General features: G+C 71.3%; 22 protein-coding genes. 10 read left to right on the top strand and 12 right to left on the bottom strand.

What is annotated here, in order from left to right; translation table 11 throughout:
• Positions 1 to 153: 153 nt before the first annotated feature.
• Both D7X99_RS31035 and D7X99_RS31030 read left to right on the top strand, forming a co-directional pair.
• Positions 154 to 822, top strand: coding sequence for an RNA polymerase sigma factor (locus D7X99_RS31035; protein ID WP_120578614.1), 669 nt, complete (start codon positions 154 to 156; stop codon positions 820 to 822).
• Positions 809 to 2,725, top strand: coding sequence for a FecR family protein (locus D7X99_RS31030; protein WP_121780929.1), 1,917 nt, complete (start codon positions 809 to 811; stop codon positions 2,723 to 2,725). Before D7X99_RS31035 ends, D7X99_RS31030 begins: the two co-directional genes overlap by 14 nt.
• On the opposite strand, the gene D7X99_RS31025 is transcribed toward D7X99_RS31030, so the two are convergent.
• Both D7X99_RS31025 and D7X99_RS31020 read right to left on the bottom strand, forming a co-directional pair.
• Positions 2,697 to 3,263, bottom strand: coding sequence for an FxsA family protein (locus D7X99_RS31025; RefSeq protein ID WP_121780928.1), 567 nt, complete (start codon positions 3,261 to 3,263; stop codon positions 2,697 to 2,699). The two genes, D7X99_RS31030 and D7X99_RS31025, sit on opposite strands and share 29 nt — an antisense overlap.
• Before the next feature lie 92 nt (positions 3,264 to 3,355).
• Complete coding sequence (locus D7X99_RS31020; protein ID WP_147476307.1) at positions 3,356 to 3,856, bottom strand: hypothetical protein; 501 nt, start codon at positions 3,854 to 3,856, stop codon at positions 3,356 to 3,358.
• A 110-nt stretch (positions 3,857 to 3,966) separates the two neighbouring features.
• Here D7X99_RS31020 and D7X99_RS31015 point away from each other — a divergent pair, with 110 nt between their 5' ends.
• From D7X99_RS31015 to D7X99_RS31005, 3 genes are all read left to right on the top strand, one after another.
• Complete coding sequence (locus tag D7X99_RS31015) at positions 3,967 to 5,301, top strand: class I SAM-dependent rRNA methyltransferase (RefSeq protein ID WP_199756386.1); 1,335 nt, start codon at positions 3,967 to 3,969, stop codon at positions 5,299 to 5,301.
• A gap of 64 nt (positions 5,302 to 5,365) precedes the next feature.
• The gene (locus D7X99_RS31010; protein WP_120597968.1) at positions 5,366 to 5,860 is read left to right on the top strand and encodes a YkgJ family cysteine cluster protein; all 495 of its coding nucleotides are present in this window, start codon (positions 5,366 to 5,368) and stop codon (positions 5,858 to 5,860) included.
• A gap of 82 nt (positions 5,861 to 5,942) precedes the next feature.
• On the top strand, positions 5,943 to 7,058 hold the full coding sequence (locus tag D7X99_RS31005; protein WP_121780926.1) for a glycerate kinase: 1,116 nt from the start codon (positions 5,943 to 5,945) through the stop codon (positions 7,056 to 7,058).
• Between the two features lie 18 nt (positions 7,059 to 7,076).
• Here D7X99_RS31005 and D7X99_RS31000 read toward each other — a convergent pair whose 3' ends face one another.
• Together D7X99_RS31000 and D7X99_RS30995 are read right to left on the bottom strand one after the other, a co-directional pair.
• Complete coding sequence (locus D7X99_RS31000; RefSeq protein ID WP_121780925.1) at positions 7,077 to 8,045, bottom strand: nicotinamidase; 969 nt, start codon at positions 8,043 to 8,045, stop codon at positions 7,077 to 7,079.
• 42 nt (positions 8,046 to 8,087) lie between these two features.
• Positions 8,088 to 9,533, bottom strand: coding sequence for a nicotinate phosphoribosyltransferase (locus tag D7X99_RS30995; protein ID WP_121780924.1), 1,446 nt, complete (start codon positions 9,531 to 9,533; stop codon positions 8,088 to 8,090).
• Between the two features lie 199 nt (positions 9,534 to 9,732).
• On the opposite strand from D7X99_RS30995, the gene D7X99_RS30990 reads away from it, so the two are divergent.
• Positions 9,733 to 10,395 carry an MmcQ/YjbR family DNA-binding protein gene (locus tag D7X99_RS30990; protein ID WP_121780923.1) on the top strand — a complete coding sequence of 221 codons (663 nt, stop codon included), beginning with the start codon at positions 9,733 to 9,735 and terminating at the stop codon, positions 10,393 to 10,395.
• Positions 10,396 to 10,478: 83 nt separating this feature from the next.
• On the opposite strand, the gene D7X99_RS30985 is transcribed toward D7X99_RS30990, so the two are convergent.
• The 3 genes from D7X99_RS30985 to epmA are packed head-to-tail and all read right to left on the bottom strand — an operon-like array spanning position 10,479 to position 12,960.
• On the bottom strand, positions 10,479 to 11,213 hold the full coding sequence (locus D7X99_RS30985; protein WP_121780922.1) for an inorganic pyrophosphatase: 735 nt from the start codon (positions 11,211 to 11,213) through the stop codon (positions 10,479 to 10,481).
• Entirely contained in the window at positions 11,210 to 11,947 is a 738-nt protein-coding gene (locus tag D7X99_RS30980; RefSeq protein ID WP_233597283.1) for a 1-acyl-sn-glycerol-3-phosphate acyltransferase, read from the bottom strand. Before D7X99_RS30980 ends, D7X99_RS30985 begins: the two co-directional genes overlap by 4 nt.
• On the bottom strand, positions 11,947 to 12,960 hold the full coding sequence (gene epmA / locus D7X99_RS30975) for an EF-P lysine aminoacylase EpmA (protein WP_121780921.1): 1,014 nt from the start codon (positions 12,958 to 12,960) through the stop codon (positions 11,947 to 11,949). Before epmA ends, D7X99_RS30980 begins: the two co-directional genes overlap by 1 nt.
• 29 nt (positions 12,961 to 12,989) lie before the next feature.
• Between epmA and D7X99_RS30970 the strand changes: the two genes are divergently transcribed.
• Complete coding sequence (locus tag D7X99_RS30970; protein ID WP_121780920.1) at positions 12,990 to 14,723, top strand: chromosome segregation protein SMC; 1,734 nt, start codon at positions 12,990 to 12,992, stop codon at positions 14,721 to 14,723.
• A 64-nt stretch (positions 14,724 to 14,787) separates the two neighbouring features.
• Positions 14,788 to 15,330, top strand: a complete 543-nt coding sequence (locus D7X99_RS30965; protein WP_120597959.1) for an FHA domain-containing protein — start codon at positions 14,788 to 14,790, stop codon at positions 15,328 to 15,330.
• A 68-nt stretch (positions 15,331 to 15,398) separates the two neighbouring features.
• On the opposite strand, the gene D7X99_RS30960 is transcribed toward D7X99_RS30965, so the two are convergent.
• From D7X99_RS30960 to D7X99_RS30945, 4 genes are all read right to left on the bottom strand, one after another.
• Complete coding sequence (locus tag D7X99_RS30960; protein ID WP_121755252.1) at positions 15,399 to 16,445, bottom strand: SPFH domain-containing protein; 1,047 nt, start codon at positions 16,443 to 16,445, stop codon at positions 15,399 to 15,401.
• A 195-nt stretch (positions 16,446 to 16,640) separates the two neighbouring features.
• The gene (locus D7X99_RS30955; RefSeq protein WP_120579436.1) at positions 16,641 to 17,441 is read right to left on the bottom strand and encodes an ABC transporter permease subunit; all 801 of its coding nucleotides are present in this window, start codon (positions 17,439 to 17,441) and stop codon (positions 16,641 to 16,643) included.
• 2 nt (positions 17,442 to 17,443) lie between these two features.
• Positions 17,444 to 18,403 (bottom strand): ABC transporter ATP-binding protein, encoded by a 960-nt coding sequence (locus D7X99_RS30950; RefSeq protein WP_121780919.1) that lies wholly within the window; start codon positions 18,401 to 18,403, stop codon positions 17,444 to 17,446.
• Positions 18,400 to 20,712 (bottom strand): glycosyltransferase family 39 protein, encoded by a 2,313-nt coding sequence (locus D7X99_RS30945; RefSeq protein WP_121780918.1) that lies wholly within the window; start codon positions 20,710 to 20,712, stop codon positions 18,400 to 18,402. Before D7X99_RS30945 ends, D7X99_RS30950 begins: the two co-directional genes overlap by 4 nt.
• A 297-nt stretch (positions 20,713 to 21,009) precedes the next feature.
• Here D7X99_RS30945 and D7X99_RS30940 point away from each other — a divergent pair, with 297 nt between their 5' ends.
• Both D7X99_RS30940 and D7X99_RS30935 read left to right on the top strand, forming a co-directional pair.
• Positions 21,010 to 22,305 (top strand): hypothetical protein, encoded by a 1,296-nt coding sequence (locus tag D7X99_RS30940; protein ID WP_121780917.1) that lies wholly within the window; start codon positions 21,010 to 21,012, stop codon positions 22,303 to 22,305.
• Between the two features lie 7 nt (positions 22,306 to 22,312).
• Positions 22,313 to 23,170, top strand: a complete 858-nt coding sequence (locus tag D7X99_RS30935; RefSeq protein ID WP_121780916.1) for a hypothetical protein — start codon at positions 22,313 to 22,315, stop codon at positions 23,168 to 23,170.
• A gap of 9 nt (positions 23,171 to 23,179) precedes the next feature.
• Here D7X99_RS30935 and D7X99_RS30930 read toward each other — a convergent pair.
• Positions 23,180 to 24,146, bottom strand: a 967-nt coding sequence (locus D7X99_RS30930; protein WP_368667810.1) for a tetratricopeptide repeat protein, incomplete at its 5' end; no start/stop codon positions are given.

Here is a 24,146-nt window from a genome sequence, read left to right as displayed (position 1 = left end):
GCGGCCAGATTGATCAAATAATTTTGATCTTTTTTCGTCTCTCCGGAGACCCAGGGGCACGGAGGCAGTGTGCTCGTCTGGACCACCGACACAGACTGGAGGGCGTTCCTGGAGAAAGGGGACGTCCGGCGTCGCCCTGAAGGAGAAGGCCTGGTGTTCAGCCGAGGAGCGCGCACGTGGGCGTCCGCGGTCCCGCCGGAGTCCGGCGTGGACGTGGCGGACGCGCGTGGCCCGGCTTCCGCGGACGAGGCCCGCCTGCGGCTCCTGGTCCAGCGCGTCCAACAGGGGGACCTGACCGCCTTCGAGCAGCTCTACGAGGCCACGAAGCTGGACGCGGCGCGTACCCTGCGCCACCTGGTGGGCAACCGCGTGGAGGTGGACGACCTCCTTCAGGAGACGTACCTGCGGCTGCTCACGGCGGTGAAGGGCTTCCGGGGGGAGTCCCGCTTCAAGACGTTCCTCTATCGGGTGTGCGCCAACGTGGCGCTCAGCCATCTGAGGTGGAAGCGGCGCCGGCCAGAGGACTCCTTCGCGGACCCGCCGGAGATGGTGGCGACGGGGGAGGACCCGGAGCGTGCCGCGGAGCGTCGTCAGGCCGCCCGGCTGGTGGAGGCGGCGCTGGAGAAGCTCAAGCCCAAGAAGCGCATCGTCTTCGTCTACGCCGAGCTGTGCGGCATGAGCCCGGACGAGATTGCCCTCGCCGTGGGAAGCTCTCCGAACACCGTGCGCAGCCGCCTGCACCACGCGAGATTGGAGTTCACCGAAGCCATGCAGCGTCTGGTCGTCGCCCGGCCGATGGGAGGTTCCCATGGCCGGTCATGAGACACAGGCCCTGTGGGCGCTGGCCGCGGGGGAGCTGGATGCCGCCGGCAAGGCCCGCGTGGAGACGCATGTGGCGGAGTGCGCCGCGTGCGCGGCGGAGTGGAAGCGCGTGGTGGAGGCCCGGGCGCTGCTGCACACGGCGCGCTCCGTGGAGCCCTCCGTGCGGTGGGAGGAGACGGGGGCGAAGCTGAAGGCGGCCGCGGCGAAGCGGATGGCGGTGCCCGAGCGGCGGTTCCTGTCGCCGTGGGCGATGACGCTCGCGGGGGCCTGCGCCGTCGCGCTGGTGGTGTGGCTGGGTGGGGGGCGCTGGAAGCAGGAGGGGAACACGACGCCCGTCGCGGTGCGGACGCCTCCTTCGGAGGCGGTTGCTGGCACGGGGGCTTCCCACGCGCCGACGGAGGAAGCGGTCCCGGCCCGTCCAGAGGTGGCGCCCGCGAAGCAGGAAGCGGTCGCGGCTCATTCGGAGGCTGCGTCCACCACGGAGGCGGAGCGTGTCACCGGCGCGGTGGTGCGAGAGGCCACCGGTGCGGAACATGCGCTGGCGGCCGGGATGCGGCTGCGCTCGGGCATGGCGGTGCGGACGCCTCCGAAGGCGTCGGCCGTGCTGCGGCTTCCGGATGAGAGCCGCGTGCGTCTGTCGGCGGGCTCGGACGTGGTGTTCGCCCGCGCCGAGTCGAACGCCGTGCACCTGACCGTCCAGCAGGGACGGCTGTCCGTGAATGCCTCGCATGCGCGGCGCGACGCGTTCCTCGTGGAGTCCGCGGGCCTGCGGGTGTCCGTCGTGGGGACGGTCTTCTCCGTGGAGCGCACGGCGGCTGGAGCCGCGGTGGCGGTGCTCGAAGGGCGCGTGCGCGTGGACGCGGAGGGTCAGCCTCCGCGCTTCGTGGACGCGGGCGAACGCGTGGAGCTCGCGGGCACGGGTGAAACCTTGAAGCCTCGCGCGCTCTCCGCCGGAGACCGGCAGGCGTTCCGAGACCTGCGGGCCGCGGAGCCCGGTGCCGTGGTCGCGAGCGTCGTGCCCGCGAAGAAGGGACCGGCGCGCGTCGAAGTGAGCCCGTCCGTTGCCACCCACTCCGCGCCCTCGGAGGCGATCAAGCCGGCTCCCGGCTCCTCGCCCGGGGAGAACAACTCAGCGCCGTCGCAGGCCGTCGCCCAGAAGACGCCCGGCACCCAGCCCGTGGAGAACAACGCCGCGCCGTCGCAGGCCGTCGCCCAGAAGGCGCCTGATGCTCCGGCTCCCGAGGCGCCTCGCACCGCCGTCGCCCAGGCCCCTGCGGTGCCCTCGCCAGGCGAGGCCCTGGCCCAGGCGCACGCTCCCAACACGGAGATTCCCCAGGCCGTGCCTCCGCGCGAGCCCACCCCGTCCGACGACTTCGCGCCCTACCCTGGCGCTTCAGCGGGTTCGCTCGCGTCCTCCGCGCCCGTGCCGGGCGCCGTGCAGGCTCCCTCCATGGCTCCGGCCACGCCCGCGGAGCCGCGCAAGCGCAAGACGCTGGGGGCGCTCGTTCCGGGCGGACTGATGTCGGACGACTCCGACGAGCGCTTCCTCGGCTACGCCAAGGTCCAGACGGCCCCCACCACGTGCGGGCAGTTCCTCGTGGGACTGGGGGAGATCGCCGCCGCCAGCCCTCGCACGAGCCACCGTGAACAGGCCCGCATCCTGCGCGGCCGCTGCCTCAACAGGCAGCACCTGCCCGCGGACGCGGAGGACGAGTTCCGCCAGTACCTCCGCGAGTTCCCCAACGGCCGCTACGCCACCGAGGCCCGCATCGCCCTGGGCATGTCCGCCGAACCCGAGCCCGGTGCCCCCGCGCCCATGCCGGCTCCCGCGCCCGTGACACCTCGCTGGAACGGCTCGCCCCAGCGCGTACCCGTCAGCCCCGGGGTTCCTCGTCGCTGGTGAACTCCGCGTCCACCTCGCCCCCTTCGCTCCGGGGGCGGCGGAAGGTGGAGGGGCCTTCTTCCGAGGGCGAGGGCTCCACCTTCGCGGGCGTCTCCTGCGCGTCGAAGCGCCGGGCGTCCTCGAACGGATCCACGCCCGGAACAGGCCCGACCTGCGTGAACCGCACGGTGCCCGACCGCAGCGTCTTCTCCAGCGAGCGCCGTACCCGCGCCGTCACCCAGCGGCGCACCGGCGGCACCATCAGCGAGAGCCCCATCAGGTCCGAGATGAACCCAGGCGCGATGAGCAGCGCGCCGCCCACCATCACCAGCACACCGTTGAGCAGGCCCTCCTCGGGCACGCCGCCGCCCGCCATGGCCTCGCGCCAGTTGCGGAACACCTTCTCGCCCTGCCTCCGGGCGATGAGGCTCCCCAGCACGGCGGAGACCGCCAGCAGCGCGAGCGTGGACCCCAACCCGATGTGATGCCCCAGGGTGATCAGCAGGTACAGCTCCGCCAGGGGCAACAGGATGCAGACGATGACGAGGGCCTTGAGCACGCTGGCACGTTAACGCCAGATTCACTCCAGCGCTCATTGCTGGACGGACACGTCGTGTCTTCCGCCCTCCAGGGTCCCCGGCGCCCCCCGGCTCACTCCCCGTTGAGCTTCTCCATCAGGAAGCGCATCACGAAGAAGAGGAGGGCGAAGCCGCCCACCGCGAAGAGCACCAGCCGCGACGACAGCGACATGCGCTCGGACGGCAGGCCCAGCGACTGCACCCGCTCGGCCCGGTCCATTGTCTCCGCCAGGCCGGGGGTAATCTCCATGGGCTTCGCGGTGCGCCGGTAGTGCTCCGTGCGCAGGTACTGCTCGACCACCCGCTCCGTGGCGGAGCCCGTGAGGACCTCTCCCAGCTGAGGGTCGAACAGCCGGAGCTGAGCCTGGTGGGCCAGCCCGGCGGCCTCCGTCAGGACTTCGCGGATGAGCTCTTCATCGTCCACCAGCGGCACGCGCAGCTCCGCGCCCACCACCCGCTTGCCGTCGCGCAGGGGTAGTACCTCCACGGTGCCTACTCCCAGGTCCCACTCGCGCACACCGTCCGAGCGGTCGGTCCCCGGGCGTGCCGCCAGCAGGGCGTCCACCCGGGCCATGTCGAAGGGGGCGCCTTGGGTCCGCGCCTGAAGGACCAACTCGTAACTCACGTGGGTTGCGAGTATACGCCGCGCGGTTGCTCCCGCCTCTTTCCCCCCGAGACGCCTCGATGAAGCCCACCTCTCCCCCCCGCTCTGGCCGGCCCGGCTCCCCTCCCCCCGGACGCGGCGGCAAGCCCGGCCAGCGCCCGGAGAAGCACGGCCAGCGCCCGGAGAAGCACGGCCATCGCCCCGAGAAGCTCCGGCCGGACCGCACGTCGCCAGAGCTGGGCCCGGACGGCACGCCCCAGGTGATGCTCCTGCGCCGCGGCTCCGACCGCTGGCTCGCGGGCCCGCCGTGGATCTACCGCGCGGACCTCAACGGCGACCCCGGCCTCCAGGGCGGTGAAGTCGTCCGCGTGGTGGATGGCCGCGGCTGGTTCATGGGCAAGGCCTTCTATTCGAAGCAGTCCAAGATTTCGCTGCGCTGGCTCACCAACGACGACGTCGCGGTGGACGTGGACTTCTTCCGTCAGCGCCTCCAGTCCGCCGAAGCGCTGCGCAAGCTGGCGCTGCCCGGCGAGACGACGTACCGGCTGGTGCACGGCGAGGCGGACGGCCTGCCCGGGCTCGTGGTGGACCGCTACGGCGACTACCTGAGCGTGCAGTTCCTGGTCCCCGCCATGGAGCAGCGCAAGGCGCTCATCGCGGACCTGCTGGAGGAGCAGTTCCACCCGAAGGGCATGGTCAACCGCTCCGACGTGAGCGTGCGCCACCTGGAGGGCCTCCTCCCGGAGAAGGGCCTGCTGCGCGGTGCGCTGCCGCCGGGCCCCGTGTCCTTCGACGAGGGCCTGGTGCGCATGCGCGCGGACCTGCTGGAGGGCCAGAAGACGGGCGCGTTCCTGGACCAGCGTGAGAACCACGTGATGGCGGCGCACTACGCCTTCGGCGAGGCGCTGGACTGCTTCAGCTACGTGGGCGGGTTCGCGCTCCAGCTGGCCACGCGCGCCAAGCACGTCACGGCGGTGGAGATTTCGGAGTCCGCCTCCGCGCAGCTGCGCGACAACGCCCAGTCCAACAAGCTCTCCAACCTGGAGGTCGTGACGGCCAACGCGTTCGACTTCCTGCGCGACGCGGTGGACGAGGGCAAGCGCTACGACACCATCGTGTTGGATCCGCCCTCCTTCGCGAAGAACAAGGACGCGATTCCAGCGGCGTTGCGCGGCTACAAGGAGCTCAACCTGCGCGCCTTCCAGCTCCTGCGCCCCGGCGGCATCCTGGTGACCGCGAGCTGCACGTATCACGTGGATGAGCAGGGCTTCGAGGAGATGCTCGCCTCAGCGGCGTCGGACGCGAAGCGCCGGGTGCAGATCATCGAGCGCCGCGGCGCCGGCCGCGACCACCCCGTCCTCCTCAACCTGCGCGAGACGCGCTACCTCAAATGTTTCGTCCTGCGCATGCTGTGAGTTAGGGTAGGACCCATCCAAGGGGTCCATTGAGCGGACCCCGACGTGCGGGAACGGTTCAGTCATGGCGCGCCGGGATTGGGACGACGCAGACGACGAGACCCCCGCGTCCGGGACGCGGGCGTTGGAGCGCGCCCTCCAGGAGACACGCACCGTCTACCGCCAGGCGGACGAGGCGTATGCCCCGTATTCGTGTCCCGCGAGCGGTGAGTGCTGCCAGCTGGCCGTCACGAAGCGCCAGCCCTGGCTGTGGCTCCCGGAGTGGGAGCTGCTCAAGCGCAGCAAGCCCCTTCCTTCCCCGCGCGCCGACGGCGCCTGCCCCTACCTGGACGCCGCGGGCCTGCGCTGCACCGTGTACGCGGACCGGCCGTTCGGGTGCCGCACGTTCTTCTGTCAGCGCATCCAGGGACCCGCCCGGCAGCCGTCGGACGAGGTGTCCAAGCTCCTCCTGCGGTTGGAGCGGATTTCACAACGCGTGATGCCGTCGCTCCAGGGGCCACGTCCCCTCCTGGAATGGTATGCCGGGGTCAGTACCGCCCCGGCCCGGGAGGAACGATGACGTCCATGCCGCAGACGCGGTGGCGGAGCGCCCACCGGAGTCCCCCCGTGTCCGCGCGGTCCAAGCCCGTAGGTGCCCGAGCATGATCCCCCCACGCTGGCTGCTTGCGCCCCAGGAGTTCAAGGGCACCTTGAGCGCGGCCGAAGCCGCGGACGCCATGGCGGAGGGGCTGCGGCAGGCCTCGCTGGACGTGGTGCTGGACGTGGCGCCGCTCGCGGACGGAGGCCCGGGCACGCTGGACGCGCTGCTCGCGGGCACGCCGCGGGCCGAGCGCCGCAGGCTCATCGTGCGCGGCCCCATGGGCGCTCCGGTGGACGCCTGCTGGGCGTGGCTGGATGACGGGCGCACGGCGGTGGTGGAGATGGCGCAGGCCTCGGGGCTCGCGCTGGTGCCGCCGAGCCAACGGGACGCGCGGGCCGCGTGCACGCACGGCACGGGGGAGCTCATGCGCGCGGCGCTGGGCTCGGGGTGCGAGCGGCTCATCGTCGGCCTGGGCGGCAGCGCCACCACGGACGGCGGCAAGGGGGCGCTGGAGGCGCTGGGCTTCCGCTTCCTGGACGCGGACGGGGCGCCGCTGCCGCCGGGGGGCGCGAGCCTCGCCAGGCTCTCGCGCGTGGACGCGAGCGGCAAGCACCCGCGCCTGGAGCAGGTGGAGCTGCTCATCGCCACGGACGTGACGACGCCGCTCCTGGGCGCGGACGGCTCCGCGCGCCTCTTCGGTCCGCAGAAGGGCGCGGACGCGGCGGCGGTGGAGGAGCTGGAGACGGCGCTGGCCACGTTCTGCCGCATCGTGGACGAGGACGCCGCGAACCTCCCGGGCGCGGGCGCGGCGGGCGGCCTGGGCTACGGGCTCGCGGCGCTCGGAGGCGGGAAGCTCACGTCCGGGTATGACCTGGTGGCGCGGGCGCTGGGGATGGAGCGGCGCGTGCTGCTCGCGGACCTGGTGCTCACGGGCGAGGGGCGCTTCGACCGTCAGACGTCCATGGGCAAGGGCCCCGTGGCGCTCGCGAGGCTGGCGCGCGCGCAGGGCACGCACGTGGTGCTCTTCGCGGGCGTCGTGCAGCGGGACAACGGACCGGAGCTGTCCCTCTTCCGCGAGGTGGTGGAGCTGAACGGACAGGCCCGCCCCGGCGCCACCGCCAGGGAGACGCTGCGCGACGCCACCGCGAAGTGGGCGCTCGCGCACCTGGGCCGGTAACGGCAGCGCCGCGCGTCCCTACGGAATTGGATCCGTCGTCCGCACCACCTGCATCCCGGCGGCCTTGAAGGCCGCCAGCGCTTCCTTCGCCAGGCGAGGGAAGTCCAGCGCCGCGGGCAGTGGCTCCAACGGAGGCGCGGGCACGGGGCTCATCGCGTCCTCCAGGATGTAGATGTTCCCCAGCTTCGAGCGGTCCGTGCGCTCCAGGTACTGCTGCAGGTCGCGCAGCGTGGACAGCACGCAGTGCGAGCTGGCCTGCCCGAAGACGTACACGCGGTCGAACGTCAGCAGGTGTTCCATCAGCCGCGCGTTGAACTCACCCACGCGCTGGCCCTTCACCTCCGTCACCTCCGGCGCCATCACGGAGTAGTTCTCCGTCAGCGGATGCTCGCCCTTCAGCTCGAAGTGCGTGGGCGTGTCCCGCACCAGCGCGTGGAAGAGGCTCGCCTCGTACATCGCGGGCACCAGCGCGTGGCTCTGTCCGCCCAGCAGCGCGTGGTACGGCCAGATGGTCAGCACGTACCGGCCGCTCGCCTCCAGCCCCTCGCAGTACGCCAGGCTCTCTTCCGGATGGCGCGTCGCACGCCAGCGGCCCTCCCGCACGTCCTTCGCGGTGATGACCGTCATGGGCGCGGGCGGACGCCCCTCCGCGTCCTTCCACCAGGCCGGATGGAAGATTTGAAAGGCCCGGTGCGTGTCCAGCGAGAACACCAGCCCCGTCAGCCGGTCCAGGTGCGCGTACAGCCAGCGCAGCGTGCGCTGCGTGTCCTCCACCGCGCCCGGGACGAAGAGGCTCGCGCCCGGCGTGCAGAAGGCCACCTGCGCGTCGATGCCGAACGCGGCGATGCGGACCTTGTCTTCTCGGGCCGGACGCACGCGGTGCTCGGCGGCGTAGCGGTGGGCCTCCTGGGAGACCTCCGCCACGCGCTCCAGGTAGAGCTGGCCGACACGTGCGTCGTCGTGGAACCGGGGAAGCGGCAGCGGCATGACGTGCTCTCCAGTCCCGTCAGCGCCGCCGCGACAATGGCGTCAGCGGCCCTGCGGGAAGTGGCGCCGGGTGATGGACTCCACCAGCGCCTGCGTGGTGGCAGTGTAGCCGATGCGCTGCTCCTCCGGCGTCAGGCCTTCGGTCCCCACCAGCGTCGGCATGGACGGGGCCGACTCCATCAGCGGGAAGTAGCCCTGGGGCGTCGCCTCCCCCGCCTGCCCCACCAGTCCCAGCGGCCCCGTGCCCGTGCGGCGGCGGAAGATGATGGGCGTCCCCGGCACGCTCTGCTTGCCCTCCGCCAGCTCATTGCCGAACTTCATCACCGGCGTCGCGCCCGAGCACGACAGCTTGTAGATGGCCGCCACCCGGTCGCGCGTCAGCGCATGGGACATGGTGCGCGCCACGATGTGGCCGCCGTAGCCGTAGAACTGCGTCGTCGGCTCCCAGCCCACCTGCTTGCGCAGCTCCTCGAACTCGCGCGTCATCTGCGCGTCCAGGCCGTCCTCCAGGATGATGACCGGCTTGATGCCCAGGTCGCGCGCGCGTGTCACCGCGTACAGGTACTGGAGCTTCTTGTTCCCAGAGTCGAACCGGATGGAGTCCCCGCCCTGCGGCTCCTCCGCGATGAGCTTGAACGCCGCGGGGATGCCCGACGTCAGCGTGTCGAAGGTGTCCAGCAGGTAGCTGGAGCGCTGCGGCCGGCGCTCATGCATCGCGCGGTAGGCCGCGTCGTCGGAGCCGTAGCGCTGCACGTGCTCGTGGCCCATGGTGCCCACGGGAATCATGCCCAGCACACGTGCGCCCTCCACGTTGCTCGTGCGCTGCACGCCCGCCTCCTGGCACGCGCGCAGGGCCAGCTCGTGCTGCTCCAGACAGGTCGCCGCGCGCAGGCCCACCTCGAAGATGCGCGAAGGGTCCTCGACGATGTCCACCAGTTCCTGCACCTGCGCCCGCACCCGCCGCACGTAACCTTCCGGGTCCACCTGGATGGACACGGCCCGCACACCCACCTGGTCCAGCGTCTCCAGGGCGATGCGCTTCTCCTCCTCGCACGTCACCGTGGCCAGCGCCCGGGCCAGCGCCTCGCGGTCCTGCAGCGCCTGCGTGGCCACCTGGACGCGGTAGTTGAGCTGCAACAGCATCGGCTCCAGCCAGGACACCAGCGCGGAGGGCCCCGTGAGGGTGAGGATGGGCTCGCGCGGCAGGAACAGCGCGCCCCGCGGAATGGCTCGCACGGACAGCTGCGCCTTGCGCAGGATGGCCGCCTTGAAGCCCACGCCCATCTCGTAGTCGTGGCGGGCGAGGAACGCGTAGTCGTCCGGCTGCGGCTCCGGCAGGAGGTTCTTCACCCAGGCCGCCAGGTCCAGCGGCATCACCTGGGGCCCGCCCTTGCGGTGCGAGTAGTAGAACGTTTCCTTCCGCAGAGGCCAGCCGGCCTCCGCCATGCTGAACTTGTAGCCATCCGTGGCGAGCAGAGACTGGGGCATCGGGAAGCGACTCCTTATCGTTGACCCCGAGACTATGCGTGCCCCCCACCCCGTACCTAGGACCCAGGGCTCCGACGGATGCGGGAAACCACGGGTGACCCGTCACCTGTCTTTCCGTCAGCAACCGACACATTGGGGAATACGCTGGATGAGACAGGTGCGGTTAAGCTGTCACGACCCACAACGAAGCCAGGTGCCCATGCCCGCAGAGAACGAGACGCAGAAGGTCGAAGCGGTACTGCGCGAACATGCGATGAGCTACCCCGGCGCCCACGAGGACTTCCCCTGGGGCCACCGCGCGATGAAGGTCAATGACAAGACCTTCCTCTTCATGACCGTCGACGGCGAGAAGCTGAACCTCTCCGCCAAGCTGCCCGACTCCAAGGACGCCGCGCTCACGCTGCCCTTCACCGAGCCCACCGAGTACGGCCTGGGAAAGAGCGGCTGGGTGACCGCCCACTTCGACGAGGCCTCGCAGGTGCCGGTGCCCGTCATCAAGGCGTGGATCGACGAGAGCTACCGCGCCATCGCGCCGAAGAAGCTCGTGGACCAGCTCCCCGCCCGGGGCACCGCCGTCCCCGGCCCCGCCGCGAAGCCGGCCAAGAAGGCCGCCGCGGGCAAGAAGCCCTCCGTACGCCGGGCCGTGGCCCCGGCGAAGAAGGCCGCGAAGAAAGTAGTGAGCAAGGTGAAGGCCGTGGCCAAGAAGGCCGCCGCCCGCGTGAAGACCGTGGCGAAGAAGGCCTCCAAGAAGGTGGCGAAGACGGCCTCCGCCGCCAAGGCCAAGACGGCTCGCAAGGCCCCCGCTCCGGCCCGGGGCAAGCGCGCCGCCAGCTCCGCGCCCAAGCGCGCCCGCCGCTCGTAGGCACAGGCCCGCTCAACGCGTGAAAGGAAGCGGGGCCCATCTGGGGCCCTGCCCTTCCCGCGCGTCGTGACGTCAGGAAGCGGCTACTTCCCGCTCCGGTTGCCGCGGCCCATGGGGCCCTTGGCCGCCGCCTTCGCCACGGACGTCTTGCGGCGCGCGGCCGGCGCGGACTTCTTCGCGGGCTTCGCTTCCGGCTCCACGAAGAGCTTGTCGTAGTCGCGCATGCTGCGGCGGATGACCTCCAGCGCCTCCTGCCGGTCGTAGACCTCCGCGATTTCGACGCTGCGCTTTCCCTCGCCCGGAATCTGCTTGTAGGTGAGGAAGTAGTGCTTCAGGCGGTCCAGCAGCGGGCGCGGCAGCTGCGCGATGTACTGGAGCTCGCCGTACACGAGGTCCGACTCCAGCACCGCGATGATCTTGTCGTCGGCTTCGTTGCCGTCGACCATCCGGAAGCCGCCCACGGGCACCGCGTGCACCAGCAGGTTGCCGTTGGAGACGACCTTCTCCGTCAGCACGCAGATGTCGATGGGGTCCCCGTCGCCGTGGATGTCCTTGTGGCCGGTGCGCTCCGCGCAGCGCTTCGCCACCTGCTCGCCGCAGTACGTGCGCGGGATGAAGCCGTAGAGCGTGGGGCACTGGCTGCTGAAGCGCTGGGGCCGGTCCAGCATCAGGATGCCGGACTCCTTGTCCATCTCGTACTTCACGGCGTCCGTGGGGACGATCTCGATGTACGCGGTGACGACTTCAGGAGCCTCCGGCCCGGGCGAGATGCCATGCCAGGGGTGGGCCTGCGACTGGGTCTGGGTGCTCTTCTTCATGAAAGGTCTCCCGAGCGCTCGCGCGCCTCGGCGTACAGCCCTGCCACCGCCTCTTCCAGGCGGCGGGTAAGGGTATCCCGGTCATCCAACGTCAGCCCTTCGGTGGGCACGGGCTTGCCCACCACCAACGCGACCCGCTGGCCCCACTGGATGGCCCGCCCGCCCTTGGGGAGGATGAGCCGGGTGCCGGCGACGGCCATGGGGACGACGGGGACCTGCGCCTGGATGGCCAGCGTGGCGGCGCCCTTCTTGAAGGGCCTCAGCTCGCCATCCGGGCTGCGCGTGCCCTCCGCGTAGAACAGCACGCTGACCCGCTCGCGCAGCGCCGTCACGGCCTCCTGGAGGCGGGCCCGGTCATTCGCGCCGCCGGTGCGCTGCACGGGGATGTTGCCCGCGACGCGCAAGGCCCGGCCGAACACCGGCACCTTGAAGAGCTCCGCCTTGGCGACGTAGCGCGTGTGCTTGTCGATGTGCGCGAAGTTCACCATCGCGTCGAAGTGCGACTGGTGGTTGCTCACGAAGACGACGTTGCCTTCCCGGGGCACGTTCTCCAGGCCGAAGGCTTCATGCCGCACCCCCGCGGACGCCAGCCCCGAGAGGGCCCACGCGCGCAGCACCTTGTCCGCCGCCGGGTGCTGATCCAACCCGGACAGCAGCGTCACCGCCGCGGACGTCACGCCCGTGAGGCCCACCGTGGCCGTGCCAGCGAACACCGTCTGGAGCACCTTGAGCATCAGACGAACCCGTGTGCGGGGAACAGGAGGACGTCCTCGATGCGCTGGACCCCGAGCAGCAGCATCAGGATTCGGTCGAGCCCCACGGCGATGCCCGCGGCAGGGGGCATGCGGCCCACCGCCTCCAGGAAGCGCTCGTCCAGGGGATACACGGCGCGGCCCAGCTTGCGGCGCAGCTCCTGCTCCTCCACCAGCCGCGCGCGCTGCTCCACCGCGTCCGTCAATTCGGAGAAGCCGTTCGCCAGCTCCAGCCCCTTCGCGTACAGCTCCACCCGCTCCGCCACGCAGCCGTCGCCGGGCTTCAGCCGGGACAGCGCCGCCATGGACGCGGGGTACTCGATGAGGAACGTGGGCCGCTCGTGGCCCAGCCCCCGCTCCACCCGCTCCAGGAAGAGGTGGAAGAAGACGTCGTCGAAGGACGTGGAGCTCCCGGTGTGCACGCCCACCGCGTCCGCGGCCCGCTTGAGCGATGCGCCGTCCGAATGCACGTGGATGTCCACGCCCGTGGCGCGCAGCACCGCGTCCCGCACCGTCACGCGCTCGTACGGCGTGCGCGTGAAGAAGGCGGGGTCCGCGCCAGGGTCACCCTCCTTCGCGTCCGCCGCCACCCGGCCCGCCGCCGCCAGCGCGCCCTCCAGGTCGTCCATGATGGCGTGGTAGTCCGCGTGCGGCCGGTAGAACTCCAGCAGCGTGAACTCAGGGTTGTGCGTCTGGGATACCTCGCCGTTCCGGAACACCTTGCAGATCTGGAACAGCGGCCCCGCGCCCTGCGCGAGCAGGCGCTTCATCGCGTACTCGGGGCTGGTGTGCAGGTAGAGCGTGCGGGCCTTGCCCAGGTCCGTCTCCGGGACGAAGGGCGTCTCGAAGGCGGAGATGTACGGCTCCATGCCGGGCGTGGGCACGAGCAGCGGCGTCTCCACTTCCAGGTAACCCTGGCCAGCGAAGAACTGTCGCAGGGCGGAGTAGAGGCCCTGGCGCCCTCGGGCCGCTCGCCATGGGTTTACGTTGGGCATCGGCGGGTCGGAAGTAACATGGGCGGCCCATGTCCCCAAGGATTCCGTCCCTCCTCGCCGCCGCCATGTGTTTGCTGAGCGCCTGTCACAAGGCGCCGCCCCCGGTGGTGGTCCCCCCTCCCAGCGAGGAAGAACTGCTGACCGGCGAAGTGAACGCCCTGTCCACGGAGGCCGCCCTCCTCCTGGAGGAGCAGCACCGGCTCGTCTGGGACTTCTGGACGGAGGGCAAACCGGTGGACATCGCCGCCACCTACAGCGGCAAGCAGGCGCTCTTCAGCCTGGAGAACCTGCGGCGCATCGACCGGCTGCGGCACCTGACCAAGGACCCGCGCGAGCTGCGCGCCCTCACCGCGCTCCACGGTCACTTCGCCGGTGAGTTCCTGTCGCGCGAGCTGGCCGAGCACAACGACGCCTCCGCCAACCTGGAGGCGTCCCTCAAGATGAACGTGGACGGGCGCGAGGTGCGCTACCACGACCTGGAGCGGCTGCTCGCCAACGAGAAGAGCGCCCTCAGGCGCAAGGCGCTCTACGCGGCGGCCACGCCCGCGCTCACCCGCCTCAACCAGACGCTCCTGCGCCGCGAGTCACGCACCCGCGAGCTGGTGCAGCAGATGGGCTTCGAGTCCTACGAGGCCTTCGGCAGCGAGCTGCGGCAGGCGGACCTGGAGCGGCTGGCGCAGCTGGCGGAAGAAGTGCTCCAGGCCACCCAGGAGCCGTACCGGCTGGTGATGGAGCGGCTCTCCCAGCGCGAGCTGGGGCTGCCCTTCGCGCAAATCACCCGCGCGGACATCCCGCGCCTGTTCCGCTCGCGCGAGGTGGAGGACGCGTTCCCCAAGGGCGAGTCGCTGGCGAAGGCGCAGGCCACGGTGGCGGGGCTGGGCATCGACCTGAACGCGCTGCCCAACGTGAAGGTGGACGCGCGCGACCTGCCGCGGAAGAACCCGCGCCCGCTGGCGCTGTCGGTGAAGGTGCCGTCCGACGTGAGGCTGTCCTTCAAGCCGGGCACGGGAGTGCTGCACCAGGGCCGCGTGCTGCATGAGGTGGGGCACCTCTTGCACATGGCCTTCACGCAGGAGCAGCGCTTCGAACTGGCGCGGCTGGGCAACCCCACCGTGGGCGAGGCGTACTCCGCGCTCTTCGAGGACCTGATGGAGGACCCGGTGTGGCTGGAGGAGAACGCGGGAGTGCTGGGGGATGCCGACAAGCGCGCCCAGTACCTGGCGACCTCCAGCGCGCACAAGCTGTACCTCATCCGCCACGCGGCGGGCCGGCTGCTCTACCAGTTGGAGCTGCACCGCCGCACGGACGTGGACCCGCGCGAGCTGTACCGCGCGCTGATGGCGCGCACGGGCGCCATGCCCATGACCGCGGACGACGTGGAGCGCTACCTCGTGGACCAGGAGGACTTCTACCAGTCCGCCGACAGCTTCCGGGCGTGGTTCCTGGCGGGGCAGCTCCAGGGGCAGCTGAAGGCGCGCTTCGGCCCGGCGTGGTGGCACGCGCCGGAGGCGGGCGCGTTCCTCAAGGAGCTCTGGGCCCGAGGCACCGCGCCCTCCGCGCGCGAGGTGACGCAGGCGATTGGTGAGAACGGCCTCGCGCCGGACGTGCTGCTCTTGCGGCTGAGCACCACGCTCCAGGTGCCCATGAAGCTGGACCTGCGCCGGTTGGACGACACGCCCACGCAGCCGTCCCCACCGCCGGCACCGGCGCCGGCCCCGGTGCCCCAGATGCCCCGGGCCCAGGCCACGCCGCTGGCCTCGTAGGCAGGGCCTCCGCGCCCCACCGGGCCCTTCCCGTCCCCGCCGGTTGCACGTAGGGTCCCGAGCCATGGTGTCCGTGAATCAGCTCCGTCCCTTCGCGGGCGCCTCGCTGGAGTCCTTCCGGGCCGCGTCCGGCGCTATCGCCCTCATCCAGCAGCCCGTGGACGCCGCCTTCAAGGCCGTGGTGGCCCCGGGCATGGTGGGCATGCGCACGGTGGGGATGGCGCACCGCTCGCGCATGGAGGAGCGGCTGCTCGCCATGCTGCGCGACTTCGACAACCTGGAGGTGCACTTCCTCCAGCCGAACCAGGACGGCGAGGAGTTCACCGTGGGCCGCACCGACGCGTGCGACCTCGTGGTGCCGGAGCCCTCCGTCTCCCAGCACCACGCCACCCTGCGCTGGAACGCGGGCGCCGGGGACTTCTCCGTGCGCGACGCCCAGTCCATGAACGGCACCTTCATCAACGGCGCACCCTTGGGCTTCAAGGCCCAGGTGATGCTCCACGACGGCGCCACGCTGGCCTTCGGCGACGTGCAGTTCCTCTACCTGCGCGCGGAGACGCTGCACGAACAGCTGCGCCTCGCCGTGCCGGGCACGCCCGCCCCCTGAAACGCGCGAAGGCCCCGCCTCCCAAGCAGGAGACAGGGCCCTCATGCGTCAGCGCGAAAGCAGCGGGACTACAGCAGCTTCATCAACTCCGCGCGCTTGGCGGCGTACTCCTCGTCGGAGAGCACACCCGCGTCCTTCAGCTCCTTGATCTCCTTGAGCCGCTGCGCCGGGCTGCGCGTGTCCGCGGGAGCGGCCGCCTGCGCGGGCTCCGCGGGGCGCTGCTGCTGCGGGTTGTTCTGCTGGTTGGCGAACATCTGCGCCATGCCGAACCCCATGCCCATGCCCATGCCCTGCATGGCGCCGTCAGAGCCGCCACCGCCCTTGGCCATGCCCTCGGACGCGCCGAGCATCGCCTGGCCTTGGGCGTACTGCTGGAAGCCGCCCGCCAGCCGCGAGTACGCGACGTCCTTGGACAGCTTCTTCAGGGTGACTTCGTCCTCGGGCTTGATGCTGACGACGAAGTTGCCCATGCGGACGATGGTGAGGCCGTAGGAGTCCACGTGCGGCTTCAGGCCGGCGAGGATCTCCTGCTCCATCTCCTCCACGTAGGCGCCGCTCGTCACGTCCAGCAGCGGCCACTTCTTCTTCACCAGCAGCTCGGCGGTGCGGTCGCGCGTCACCTTGAGCACCTGGCCCTTGAACCAGCCCAGGAACTCCTCGTTGGTGGCGCGGCCCATGCCGACCAGGCCCACCACGAGCTTCTCCGGCTCCGTCACGCGGATGGAGAAGTCGCCGTACACCATGGTGCCGATGCCCAGGCCCGTCTCCGGGTCGCGCACGTCGCCAATGGGGCCGCCGAACTTCACGCCCGTGTGCTCACGGTTGGAGACGAAGAAGATCTCCGCCATGAACATGTTGCCGCCGGTGAAGCTCTCCAGCAGGCGCGACAGGAACGGGATGTTGTTGGTGTCCAGGGTGTGGCGGCCGGGCCCCAGCTTCCCCTCCACCTTGCCGTCCTTGACGAACAGCGCCACCTCATCCGCGTCCACGGTGAGCTGCGTCTTCATCCGGACGTTCTTCTCCGGATACTTGTAGACGATCTCACCCTTCGCGCTGTCCGCGCGGGCGATGAAGTTCCGCTGCGCCTCGCCCTTGATGCTGTCGAAGATCCCCATGTCTGTTCAGCGCCTCCGTGGCCGCCTGGGCGGCAGGTCTTCAAAGCTTCGTAACCCCATCCCCTAAATGCGGGGCCGCCGACGCGAAAGCGCCAGTGCGCTTCCCCCGGCATCCTGCCCGGAACATAACAGCTTCACGGGCGCCTGCCCGTCCGGCCGGCCCCCTGGCAGTCCACTCTCCAACCCGCCAGTGACTCAACCCCAGCGGCTGACCAGACGTTCCCGGTCCAGGAACCGGATGCTGGCCGCCAGCAGGATGAAGTCCAGCACCAGCACCACCGCGCCCTGGATGGCGTAGTACCCCGGGCCCGCCTTGAGCACGCCGGCCACCTGGCCTCCCACCAGCCCCACCAGCGGCAGCACCACCAGCGCGGCCAGCTGCTGCGCCATGCGCGCCTCGCTCACCCGGGCGGAGATGAGCACCGCGACGCCGTTGCCGAAGAAGGCGAACAGCGGCGCGAGCACGAACACGCCGAAGCCCCACAGCGCATTGGGCATCAGCGGCGCGCCCACCAGCGGCCACGCCACCCAGTCCACGCCCACGCAGAACAGCGCGAAGGCGACCCAGGTCAGCACCACCGCGGGCACCAGCGCGGCCAGGCACTTGCCCGCCACCAGCTCCGCCGCGGACACGGGCGACGCGAGCAGCGGCTCCAGCGTGCGGCGCTCCTTCTCCCCCGCCACGCTCTGGGACGCGATGAGGATGGGGATGAAGACGGGCATCACCAGGAACATGCCGAACCAGTCGGTGAGCGACTTGTCGACGAGGAAGCGCGCCGCGCTCGCGCCCAGGGGCAGCGTGGGGTCGTAGAAGAGCGCCACCGTGCGCAGGTCCGAGTGGTCCGGCTGCCGCACGTACGTCCACACCACGCCGATGGGCACCGTCACCATCACCAGCGGCAGCACCGCCATGGACACGAGCAGGCCCACGTTCTTGCGCAGGTCCAGCCAGTCCTTCCAGAACACCGCCAACGCGCGTCGCGGCCGGAAGGCCATGCTCACGTCCCCTCTTCCCGCAGCAGGTCCAGGTACACCTCTTCCAACGGCCGCTGCGCGGGCACCACGCTGTGCACGCGAGCCCCCGCACGCACCAGGCACGCCACCACGTCCGGCGCCTGGGACTCATCCGCCAGCATCACCCGCAGGCGGCCGCCCTCCACCAGCACGTTGGGCCGGAAGGGCAGCGCCACCAGCGCGGTGACGAAGCCTTGCGCGTCGCCCTCCACGCGCACGTCCAGCGACTGGCCCGCGCGGCGCATTTCACGCACCGGGCCCAGCGCCAGCAGGCGGCGGCGCACCACGGCCACGCGCTCGCACAGCCGCTCCACCTCCGCCAGGTTGTGCGAGCACAGCACGATGGTGCGCCCCTCGGAGGCCAGCTCCGCCACCGCGTCGCGCACGGTGCGCGCGGACTCCGGGTCCAGGCCGCTGGTGGGCTCGTCCAGGAAGATGACGCGCGGGTCGTGCACCAGCGTGCGCACGATGGCCAGCTTCTGCCGCATGCCCTTGCTGAAGCCGCCGCACGGGTCGTCCTCGCGGCCGCCCAGCCCGAAGCGATCCAGGTAGTGCTTCGCCCGGGGCCACGCGACGGACTCGTCCAGCTCATGCAGCTTCATGAAGAAGCGCAGGTTCTCCCGGGCGGTGAGCCGGTCGTAGAGCCCGGGCTGTTCAGTGAGCAGCCCCACCACCTTGCGCAGCGACTCGCCGTCGCGCGTGACGGAGTGGCCCCACACCTCCGCGTCGCCGCTGGAGGGCCTGAGCAGCCCCGTCAGCATGCGCACCGTCGTCGTCTTGCCCGCGCCGTTGGGACCCAGCAGACCGAACACCTCGCCGGGCCGCACGTCGAAGGTGAGGTCCTCCACGGCGGTGCGCTCGCCGAAGCGCTTCGCCAGACCGCGGACGCGCAGGCCTCCCTTCGCGGGGGCCTCCGCGAGCGGGGGCGGGACGAGGATGCTCACTCGATGGTCACCAGGACGAACTTGTTGTTGATGTCGCGGTCCACGAGGGTGACGGTCTTGTCGGAGCCCACCGCGGTGCGCAGCAGGTTCACGCGGTTGTGCTCCACCAGCGCCCACTCGCGGCCGGGCCGCGCCGCGTACTGGCGCATGCGCGTGTTGGCGTCGTTGGCGCGGAACTGCTCCACGGTGTTGCGCGAGTAGAACGTCTCGCCGCGCCAGTTCATCATGTACGCGGCGATGGGCTCACCCGGCTTGCGCTGGTCGTAGTAGCGCCAGAACAGGTCGCGCTGCGTCCAGTGGTGGGACAGGTCCACCCAGTGGCCCCAGTTGAACCAGAGCGCGAACGCCGCGGCCAGGCCCCAGAAGGTGCTGAACAGCAACACGCGCGAGCGCTGCAGCGCGGCCACCGCCGCCAGCACGCCGGCCACGCCGAACGCGAAGCCCATGCCCACCTTCACGTTGATGGTGCCGGACAGGGCCTTGAACAGCGCGTCCGACGCGGGCGGCCCCTTGAAGCCGCGCACCGCCAGCGCCACGCCCACCAGCGCCAGGCCGAAGCCCACCGCCTGGAGCACCGTGCGCCCCGGCGCCTCCTCCGGCCGCGACGCCTGCCAGATGAGGAAGCCCGCGAGCGCCACCAGCGCCACGCCCCACAGCCCCATCGCGGACACCTGCCCCTGCGTGGCCACCGCGGCCAGCGTGGCCCCGCCGGTGAGCAGCAGGCCCAGCGCCACCGCGCGCGCGGCGGCCGGGCGCTCCAGCTTCGCCTTGGAGGAGAACGCGTCGAAGGCCAGGTACACGCCGAAGGCCAGCAGCACCAGCGTCACCAGGTCGCCCATCCACAGCGGACGCGAGGAGAAGAACGCGATGGGCTTGGTGACCAGGTCCTGCGGATAGGGCCGGTCGTAGTTGTAGACGAACAGGTCGGTGAAGTCCTTGGGGTTCTCCGCCAGGTCCTTGCCCACCAGGATGAAGAGGATCAGGCCGAAGATGAGGCTCACGGCGTGCTCGGAGACGCCGTCCTTCCACAGCCGGTCCACGAACAGCGAGATGAGGATGGCCAGGCCCGGCAGCACCGGGAACACGTAGTGGTGGAACTTCGTCGCGCTGGAGGCCAGCAGGTAGAACGCGAACGCCACCCACAGCACGGCGATGAGCGCCAGGTGGTCCGCCTTGTCCCGCGAGCGCAGCTTGAGTCGCGACACGACCGCGAACGCGCCGGGCAGCAGCGCCACCCACGGGAAGATGGCGAAGCCGCCCTGTTCGATGAAGTAGGTGAACGACCCGCCCGGCGTGGTGGTGTGCACGCCCGCGGTGAGGCGGTTCAGGTGGTCGTGGATGAAGAAGCGGTACCAGAAGAGCTTGCCCTCGTCGTCCACGCCATCGAAGAGGCACAGCGTCAGGTACCAGGGCACCGCCACCGCCGCGAACACGAGGATGCCCGTGCCCAGCTTCATCCGGTACATCTGCGCCCACAGCACGGGCATGGCCCGCGTGCCCGCGCGCACCTGGGCGCGGACCTCGCCGCTGGCCAGCCAGCGCAGGTGCGCCTCCAGGCTCTCGCGGTTCCACGGGATGACGCCAGCGGCCGCGTACAGCACCAGGATGACCGCGGGCAGGCCCACGCCCAGCAGGCCCTTGGCCAGCGTGGCCAGGCCCGCGAAGACGTAGAACGCGTACCACCAGCCAGCGCGGTGCTTCGTGGTGTCATCCAACTGCCCGATGAGCGCGCACGCCATGGCGCACACGAAGGTGGTGACGAAGGGCGTGTCGGTGACGGTCTGCCGGGTGAGCAGGAAGTACAGCGGCATGGTGGCCAGCACGAAGCCCGTGGCCAGGCCCGCGCGCATGTTCACGATGCGCGCCACCGCCAGCGACAGGAGCGCCACGGCGGTGATGCTCAGGAGCGCGAAGGGCATGCGCATGCCCCACTCCGTGTAGAGGCCCATGGCGCCGTCGCCCCGGAGCGCGCCGACGATGTTCATCCCCAGCGCCTGCATCCACATGGTGAGCGGCGGCTTGGAGAAGAACCACGCGTTCTCCCAGAAGGGATAGACGTAGTCGGCGCGCTGGATCATCTGCCGGCCCACTTCGCCGTAGTGCGTCTCCCAGGGGTCCCACAGGCCGACCGCGCCCAGGTAGGGCACGAAGAGCAGCGCCGCGAAGCCCGCGGTCGCCAGGACCACTCGCGCGCTGAAGGACAGGGCCAGCCACCGCCGCCCCCATGAAGACGTCAGGGTGTCATCACCGAGGATGGCCTGGGTGAAGGTGGAATCCCCCTGCGAGTTCTTTTCGACGTCGCTTGCCACGCGCGCGTGCTCCTTCGTCGTCCGGGACGGGCCACCGTGAACCCCATGGGGCCGGGGGGCTTATATCCCCGCCACCCCCGCCGGTCGACCGACCTGGTAGGGGGTGCGTCGTTCTCGCGCCAGCGCACGCGCTTCCGCGTGCACAGGGGCTGTGCAGGCGCCTGCACAGCCGCACGGGCAAGTCCGCGAAAGCCCGTGCTCCAGCCAGGGGCACGGGCCTTGTAAGGGCCCCCCATCACCAAGCCTGACCGCGTGGCCGGAACGCGAAGGGCCGCTCAACTTCGACGAGGAGCAGTGATGCTGGTTTCAGCGGTGACCCTGGGATGTGCCCTCCTGCTGGGGCAGGTGGAGGAGGCGGCACCAGAGGAAAAGCAGCCGGAAGCACCGGCGGAGGCCACGCAGCCCGCGGCGCCCGAACCGCCCGCGGCGCTGGAGTCGTGGGACTTCCAGATGGCCGTCCCGAACGCGTCGTCTCCCCAGCAGCCCTACGACGGGCAGGTGCGGTGCCTCGCCCTGCCGCCCACGCCCGACGTTCCTTCTGGAGCGTGGCGCGCCCGCTGCGATGACGTGAAGAGGGAGTGCCTGGTGTCGCCCGCCTATGAGTTGGACTCGGAGGGGCATGAGAAGGACCAGCCCCTGCAGCGGGTGGACTGGTGCGTGCCGAACCTGATGCCCACGGAGATGGTGCGCCAGTACCGCCTGGTGCCCGCCATCGCTGAGGCGCCGCCGGGTTGGTACCGCGACGAGCGCGGGCGGGTGCTCCAGTACAACTTCGACCTGCACCGGCGCGTCTACGTGGGCGGGGCCTGGGCGCCGCGCTGGATGCGCGAGACGGACCGCCTGGAGGAACGCGTGCGGGTGGACTTCGGCGTGGACCTGGAGTGGCCGGGGGACTCGGACCGGCTGCACCGGATGACCCTGCTGGAGACGGAGCTGTACCTGGGGGACGCGCCCTCCTACGAGGCCACGCTCCTGCGCTACGACTTCCGCAGCCAGAACGACGCGCCGCTCTTCCGGGTGACGACCTTCTACGGCAGCCCCCGGCGCTTCGACATCTACGCCAACCTGGGCTTCTGGATGGAGGTGCTCCACGGCGAACAGGTGCGCCGCGAGAACGTGCACGCGGACTTCCTCACCGTGGCCGCGACAGACGTGACGCTGGACCTGTGGCACTCGAGCGACCTCGTGTCCTACGTGCGCCTGCGGGCCGGTCCCGCCCTGGAGCGCGACCGGACAAACGGCTTCTTCACGCTCGTTCCCGCGGCGGCGCTGGAGGGGGACCTCACCCTGGACCGGGACGGCTTCCACCACGTGCGCTTCGGCGCCGAGGCCCAGAAGGTGCTGCTCGCGCAAGCCGTGGAGGGCCGGCCCCTGCGTCCGGAGCGGCTGCGGCTGCGCGCGAGCTATGAGGTCATCGCCCTGGCCATCAACGACCAGCCCGTGAGCGTGACGCTGGATGGACGCGGGACGTGGCGCGACGACCTGGCGAACGCGCCCGCCGGCTGGGAGTGGTCCGCGCAAGCGGGCCTGCGCTTCTCCCTGTGGGCACCGGCCAGGAGGTCCGCGCCGACGTCCTCTCCTGGAAAGGGCTAGGCCCGGGATGGTGGCGCTCGCGCTGGCATTGCTCCTGGGCACCGCGCCCGGCCTGTCCTGTCAGGGCCAGACGGCGGCCGGGGAGACGTTCCCCACCTGCTTCGACCCCGGCACCGGCTGGGTGCTGGGCACCGCGCTGCGCGTGCAGGACGACGCGGAGGCCCTCGCCGTGCGCACGGGGTTGCTCGTCCGCACGGTGCGCTCGAGCGACAGCAAGGCGGACTCGCTGTGGATCAACTCGCACCGGCTGCTCATGACGGAGGCATGGAGCGGCGAGCAGAAGGGGCTGACCTTCACCGCGTACGACGGCCTGCTGCGCAGGCACGTGGAGGAAGGCTCCCTGCTCGTCACCATCGGTCGGCCCCGGCACATCCCCTTCCCGTTCGACGTGGCCCTCGCCCTGCGCGCGGCGCACCTGGAGCGGCGCGTCTGGGAGGGCCCGGGCTGGACCCTGGAGACGGGCCGCGTGGGACTGATGCTGGATCCACTCCGCACGAACACGGAGTGGGGCTGGCTGGCCGTGGGGCCCGCCGCGAGCCATGCGCTGCGACATTCACCGGAGGGCACCCGGAACGAAGTGTCCCCCTTCACGTCCCTGCTGCTCGACGCGGGCTGGGAGACGCGGGATGGCAGGTGGGCCCTGCGCGCGACGGGGCTCGCCGGCTGGAGCTTCGACTTCGACGGCGGCTCCCACTTCCGGGCGCGGGGCGAGGTCGCGCTGGAGCACGTGCTCCTCGCGGTCAACGACGCGCCGGTGTTCGCGCGGCTCACGGCCACGGGCGTGCGGAACGACGCGGGCCTCTTTCGGCGCGACGAGGGGATGCTGGGCGCGGGGCTCGCGGTGCGCCCGTTCGGCGAGCGCTGAATTTCCGCGTCACCGCCGCTGGGGAGCCGGCCCCGGCGCCTCGACCGCCGCCTTCAAGGCGCCCTCGGCCGCGCGCAGGCGTGCATCCCGAGGGTCCACGCGGCGGGCCTCTTCCAGGCGCAGCAGGGCCTCGGCCGTATCCCCCTGCGCCAGCGCGCAGCGCACGCCCGCCTCCAGCGCGCCCGTGTCGGAAGGTCCGTACACCCGGGCCTCCGCCGCCGAGTGACACCCCGCCTCCACCTGCCCGGACTCGAAATACGCTCGGGCCAACTCCACGCGCGTGTCCACCTGGGTCGGCGCCAGCCGCACCGCCGACGCCAGGGGCTCCACGGCATCCGCCGGCAGCCCCCACCGCCGCAGCGCATGCCCCAGCTCCCGCAGCGGTCCCGCCACGCCCGGCACCAGCAACGCCCGGGCCCGGGCGACCCGCAGGCTCGCGGGTTCCTCGAAGCGCACGTCCGCCGTCATCCGCTCCGCCACCCGCGCGTATGCCGGATAGGCCTGTGGCCAGGTGAAGACGAGCCGGTACACCCACTCTCCACGGGGCACGAACCACGCCACCAGGTGCGTCCGTCCCCCCACCCCATCCAGCTCCGCGCGGATCCGCTGCGCGCGCCGGCCGCCCAGCGACGCGGGCTCGACCACGCCCGCGGACACCGTGTGCCCCTCCGGTCCCGCCCGCCCCGGCACCAGCGACGCATCCAGGAAGTGCTGGGCCTGCGCCGAGCCGTCCCCGGGCTCACCCGCCTCGATGACCTCCGCCGTGAGCGTGGCCCGCCCCAGGCCCTTCAGGCCATTGGAGAAGGCCCTCCGCTCCTGGCCGTCCTCCTCGCGGCGCCAGCCGTCCGGCAACAACACCGACACCCCGAAGCCGTCGTCGTGCTCCACCCGCCACCGCGACCGCTCCGTCACCACCACCGCCGCGCCCAGCCCCGCGAGCCCCACCAGCGCCACCGCCCGGAAGCCTCCCGGCCCC

The sequence above is a fragment of the Corallococcus sp. AB032C genome, assembly GCF_003668935.1.
Lineage (GTDB): Bacteria > Myxococcota > Myxococcia > Myxococcales > Myxococcaceae > Corallococcus > Corallococcus exiguus.
This window is presented reverse-complemented; position numbering and strand designations above follow the sequence as displayed.

Excerpts from the sequence above, each read along its gene's own strand:
- D7X99_RS31030 (WP_121780929.1), top strand. The coding sequence starts at position 809 with ATGGCCGGTCATGAGACACAGGCCCTGTGGGCGCTGGCCGCGGGGGAG.
- D7X99_RS31020 (WP_147476307.1), bottom strand. The coding sequence starts at position 3,856 with ATGGCCCGGGTGGACGCCCTGCTGGCGGCACGCCCGGGGACCGACCGC.
- D7X99_RS31015 (WP_199756386.1), top strand. The coding sequence starts at position 3,967 with ATGAAGCCCACCTCTCCCCCCCGCTCTGGCCGGCCCGGCTCCCCTCCC.
- D7X99_RS31010 (WP_120597968.1), top strand. The coding sequence starts at position 5,366 with ATGGCGCGCCGGGATTGGGACGACGCAGACGACGAGACCCCCGCGTCC.
- D7X99_RS31005 (WP_121780926.1), top strand. The coding sequence starts at position 5,943 with ATGATCCCCCCACGCTGGCTGCTTGCGCCCCAGGAGTTCAAGGGCACC.
- D7X99_RS31000 (WP_121780925.1), bottom strand. The coding sequence starts at position 8,045 with ATGCCGCTGCCGCTTCCCCGGTTCCACGACGACGCACGTGTCGGCCAG.
- D7X99_RS30995 (WP_121780924.1), bottom strand. The coding sequence starts at position 9,533 with ATGCCCCAGTCTCTGCTCGCCACGGATGGCTACAAGTTCAGCATGGCG.
- D7X99_RS30990 (WP_121780923.1), top strand. The coding sequence starts at position 9,733 with ATGCCCGCAGAGAACGAGACGCAGAAGGTCGAAGCGGTACTGCGCGAA.
- D7X99_RS30985 (WP_121780922.1), bottom strand. The coding sequence starts at position 11,213 with ATGAAGAAGAGCACCCAGACCCAGTCGCAGGCCCACCCCTGGCATGGC.
- D7X99_RS30980 (WP_233597283.1), bottom strand. The coding sequence starts at position 11,947 with ATGCTCAAGGTGCTCCAGACGGTGTTCGCTGGCACGGCCACGGTGGGC.
- epmA (WP_121780921.1), bottom strand. The coding sequence starts at position 12,960 with ATGCCCAACGTAAACCCATGGCGAGCGGCCCGAGGGCGCCAGGGCCTC.
- D7X99_RS30970 (WP_121780920.1), top strand. The coding sequence starts at position 12,990 with ATGTCCCCAAGGATTCCGTCCCTCCTCGCCGCCGCCATGTGTTTGCTG.
- D7X99_RS30965 (WP_120597959.1), top strand. The coding sequence starts at position 14,788 with ATGGTGTCCGTGAATCAGCTCCGTCCCTTCGCGGGCGCCTCGCTGGAG.
- D7X99_RS30960 (WP_121755252.1), bottom strand. The coding sequence starts at position 16,445 with ATGGGGATCTTCGACAGCATCAAGGGCGAGGCGCAGCGGAACTTCATC.
- D7X99_RS30955 (WP_120579436.1), bottom strand. The coding sequence starts at position 17,441 with ATGGCCTTCCGGCCGCGACGCGCGTTGGCGGTGTTCTGGAAGGACTGG.
- D7X99_RS30940 (WP_121780917.1), top strand. The coding sequence starts at position 21,010 with ATGCTGGTTTCAGCGGTGACCCTGGGATGTGCCCTCCTGCTGGGGCAG.
- D7X99_RS30935 (WP_121780916.1), top strand. The coding sequence starts at position 22,313 with ATGGTGGCGCTCGCGCTGGCATTGCTCCTGGGCACCGCGCCCGGCCTG.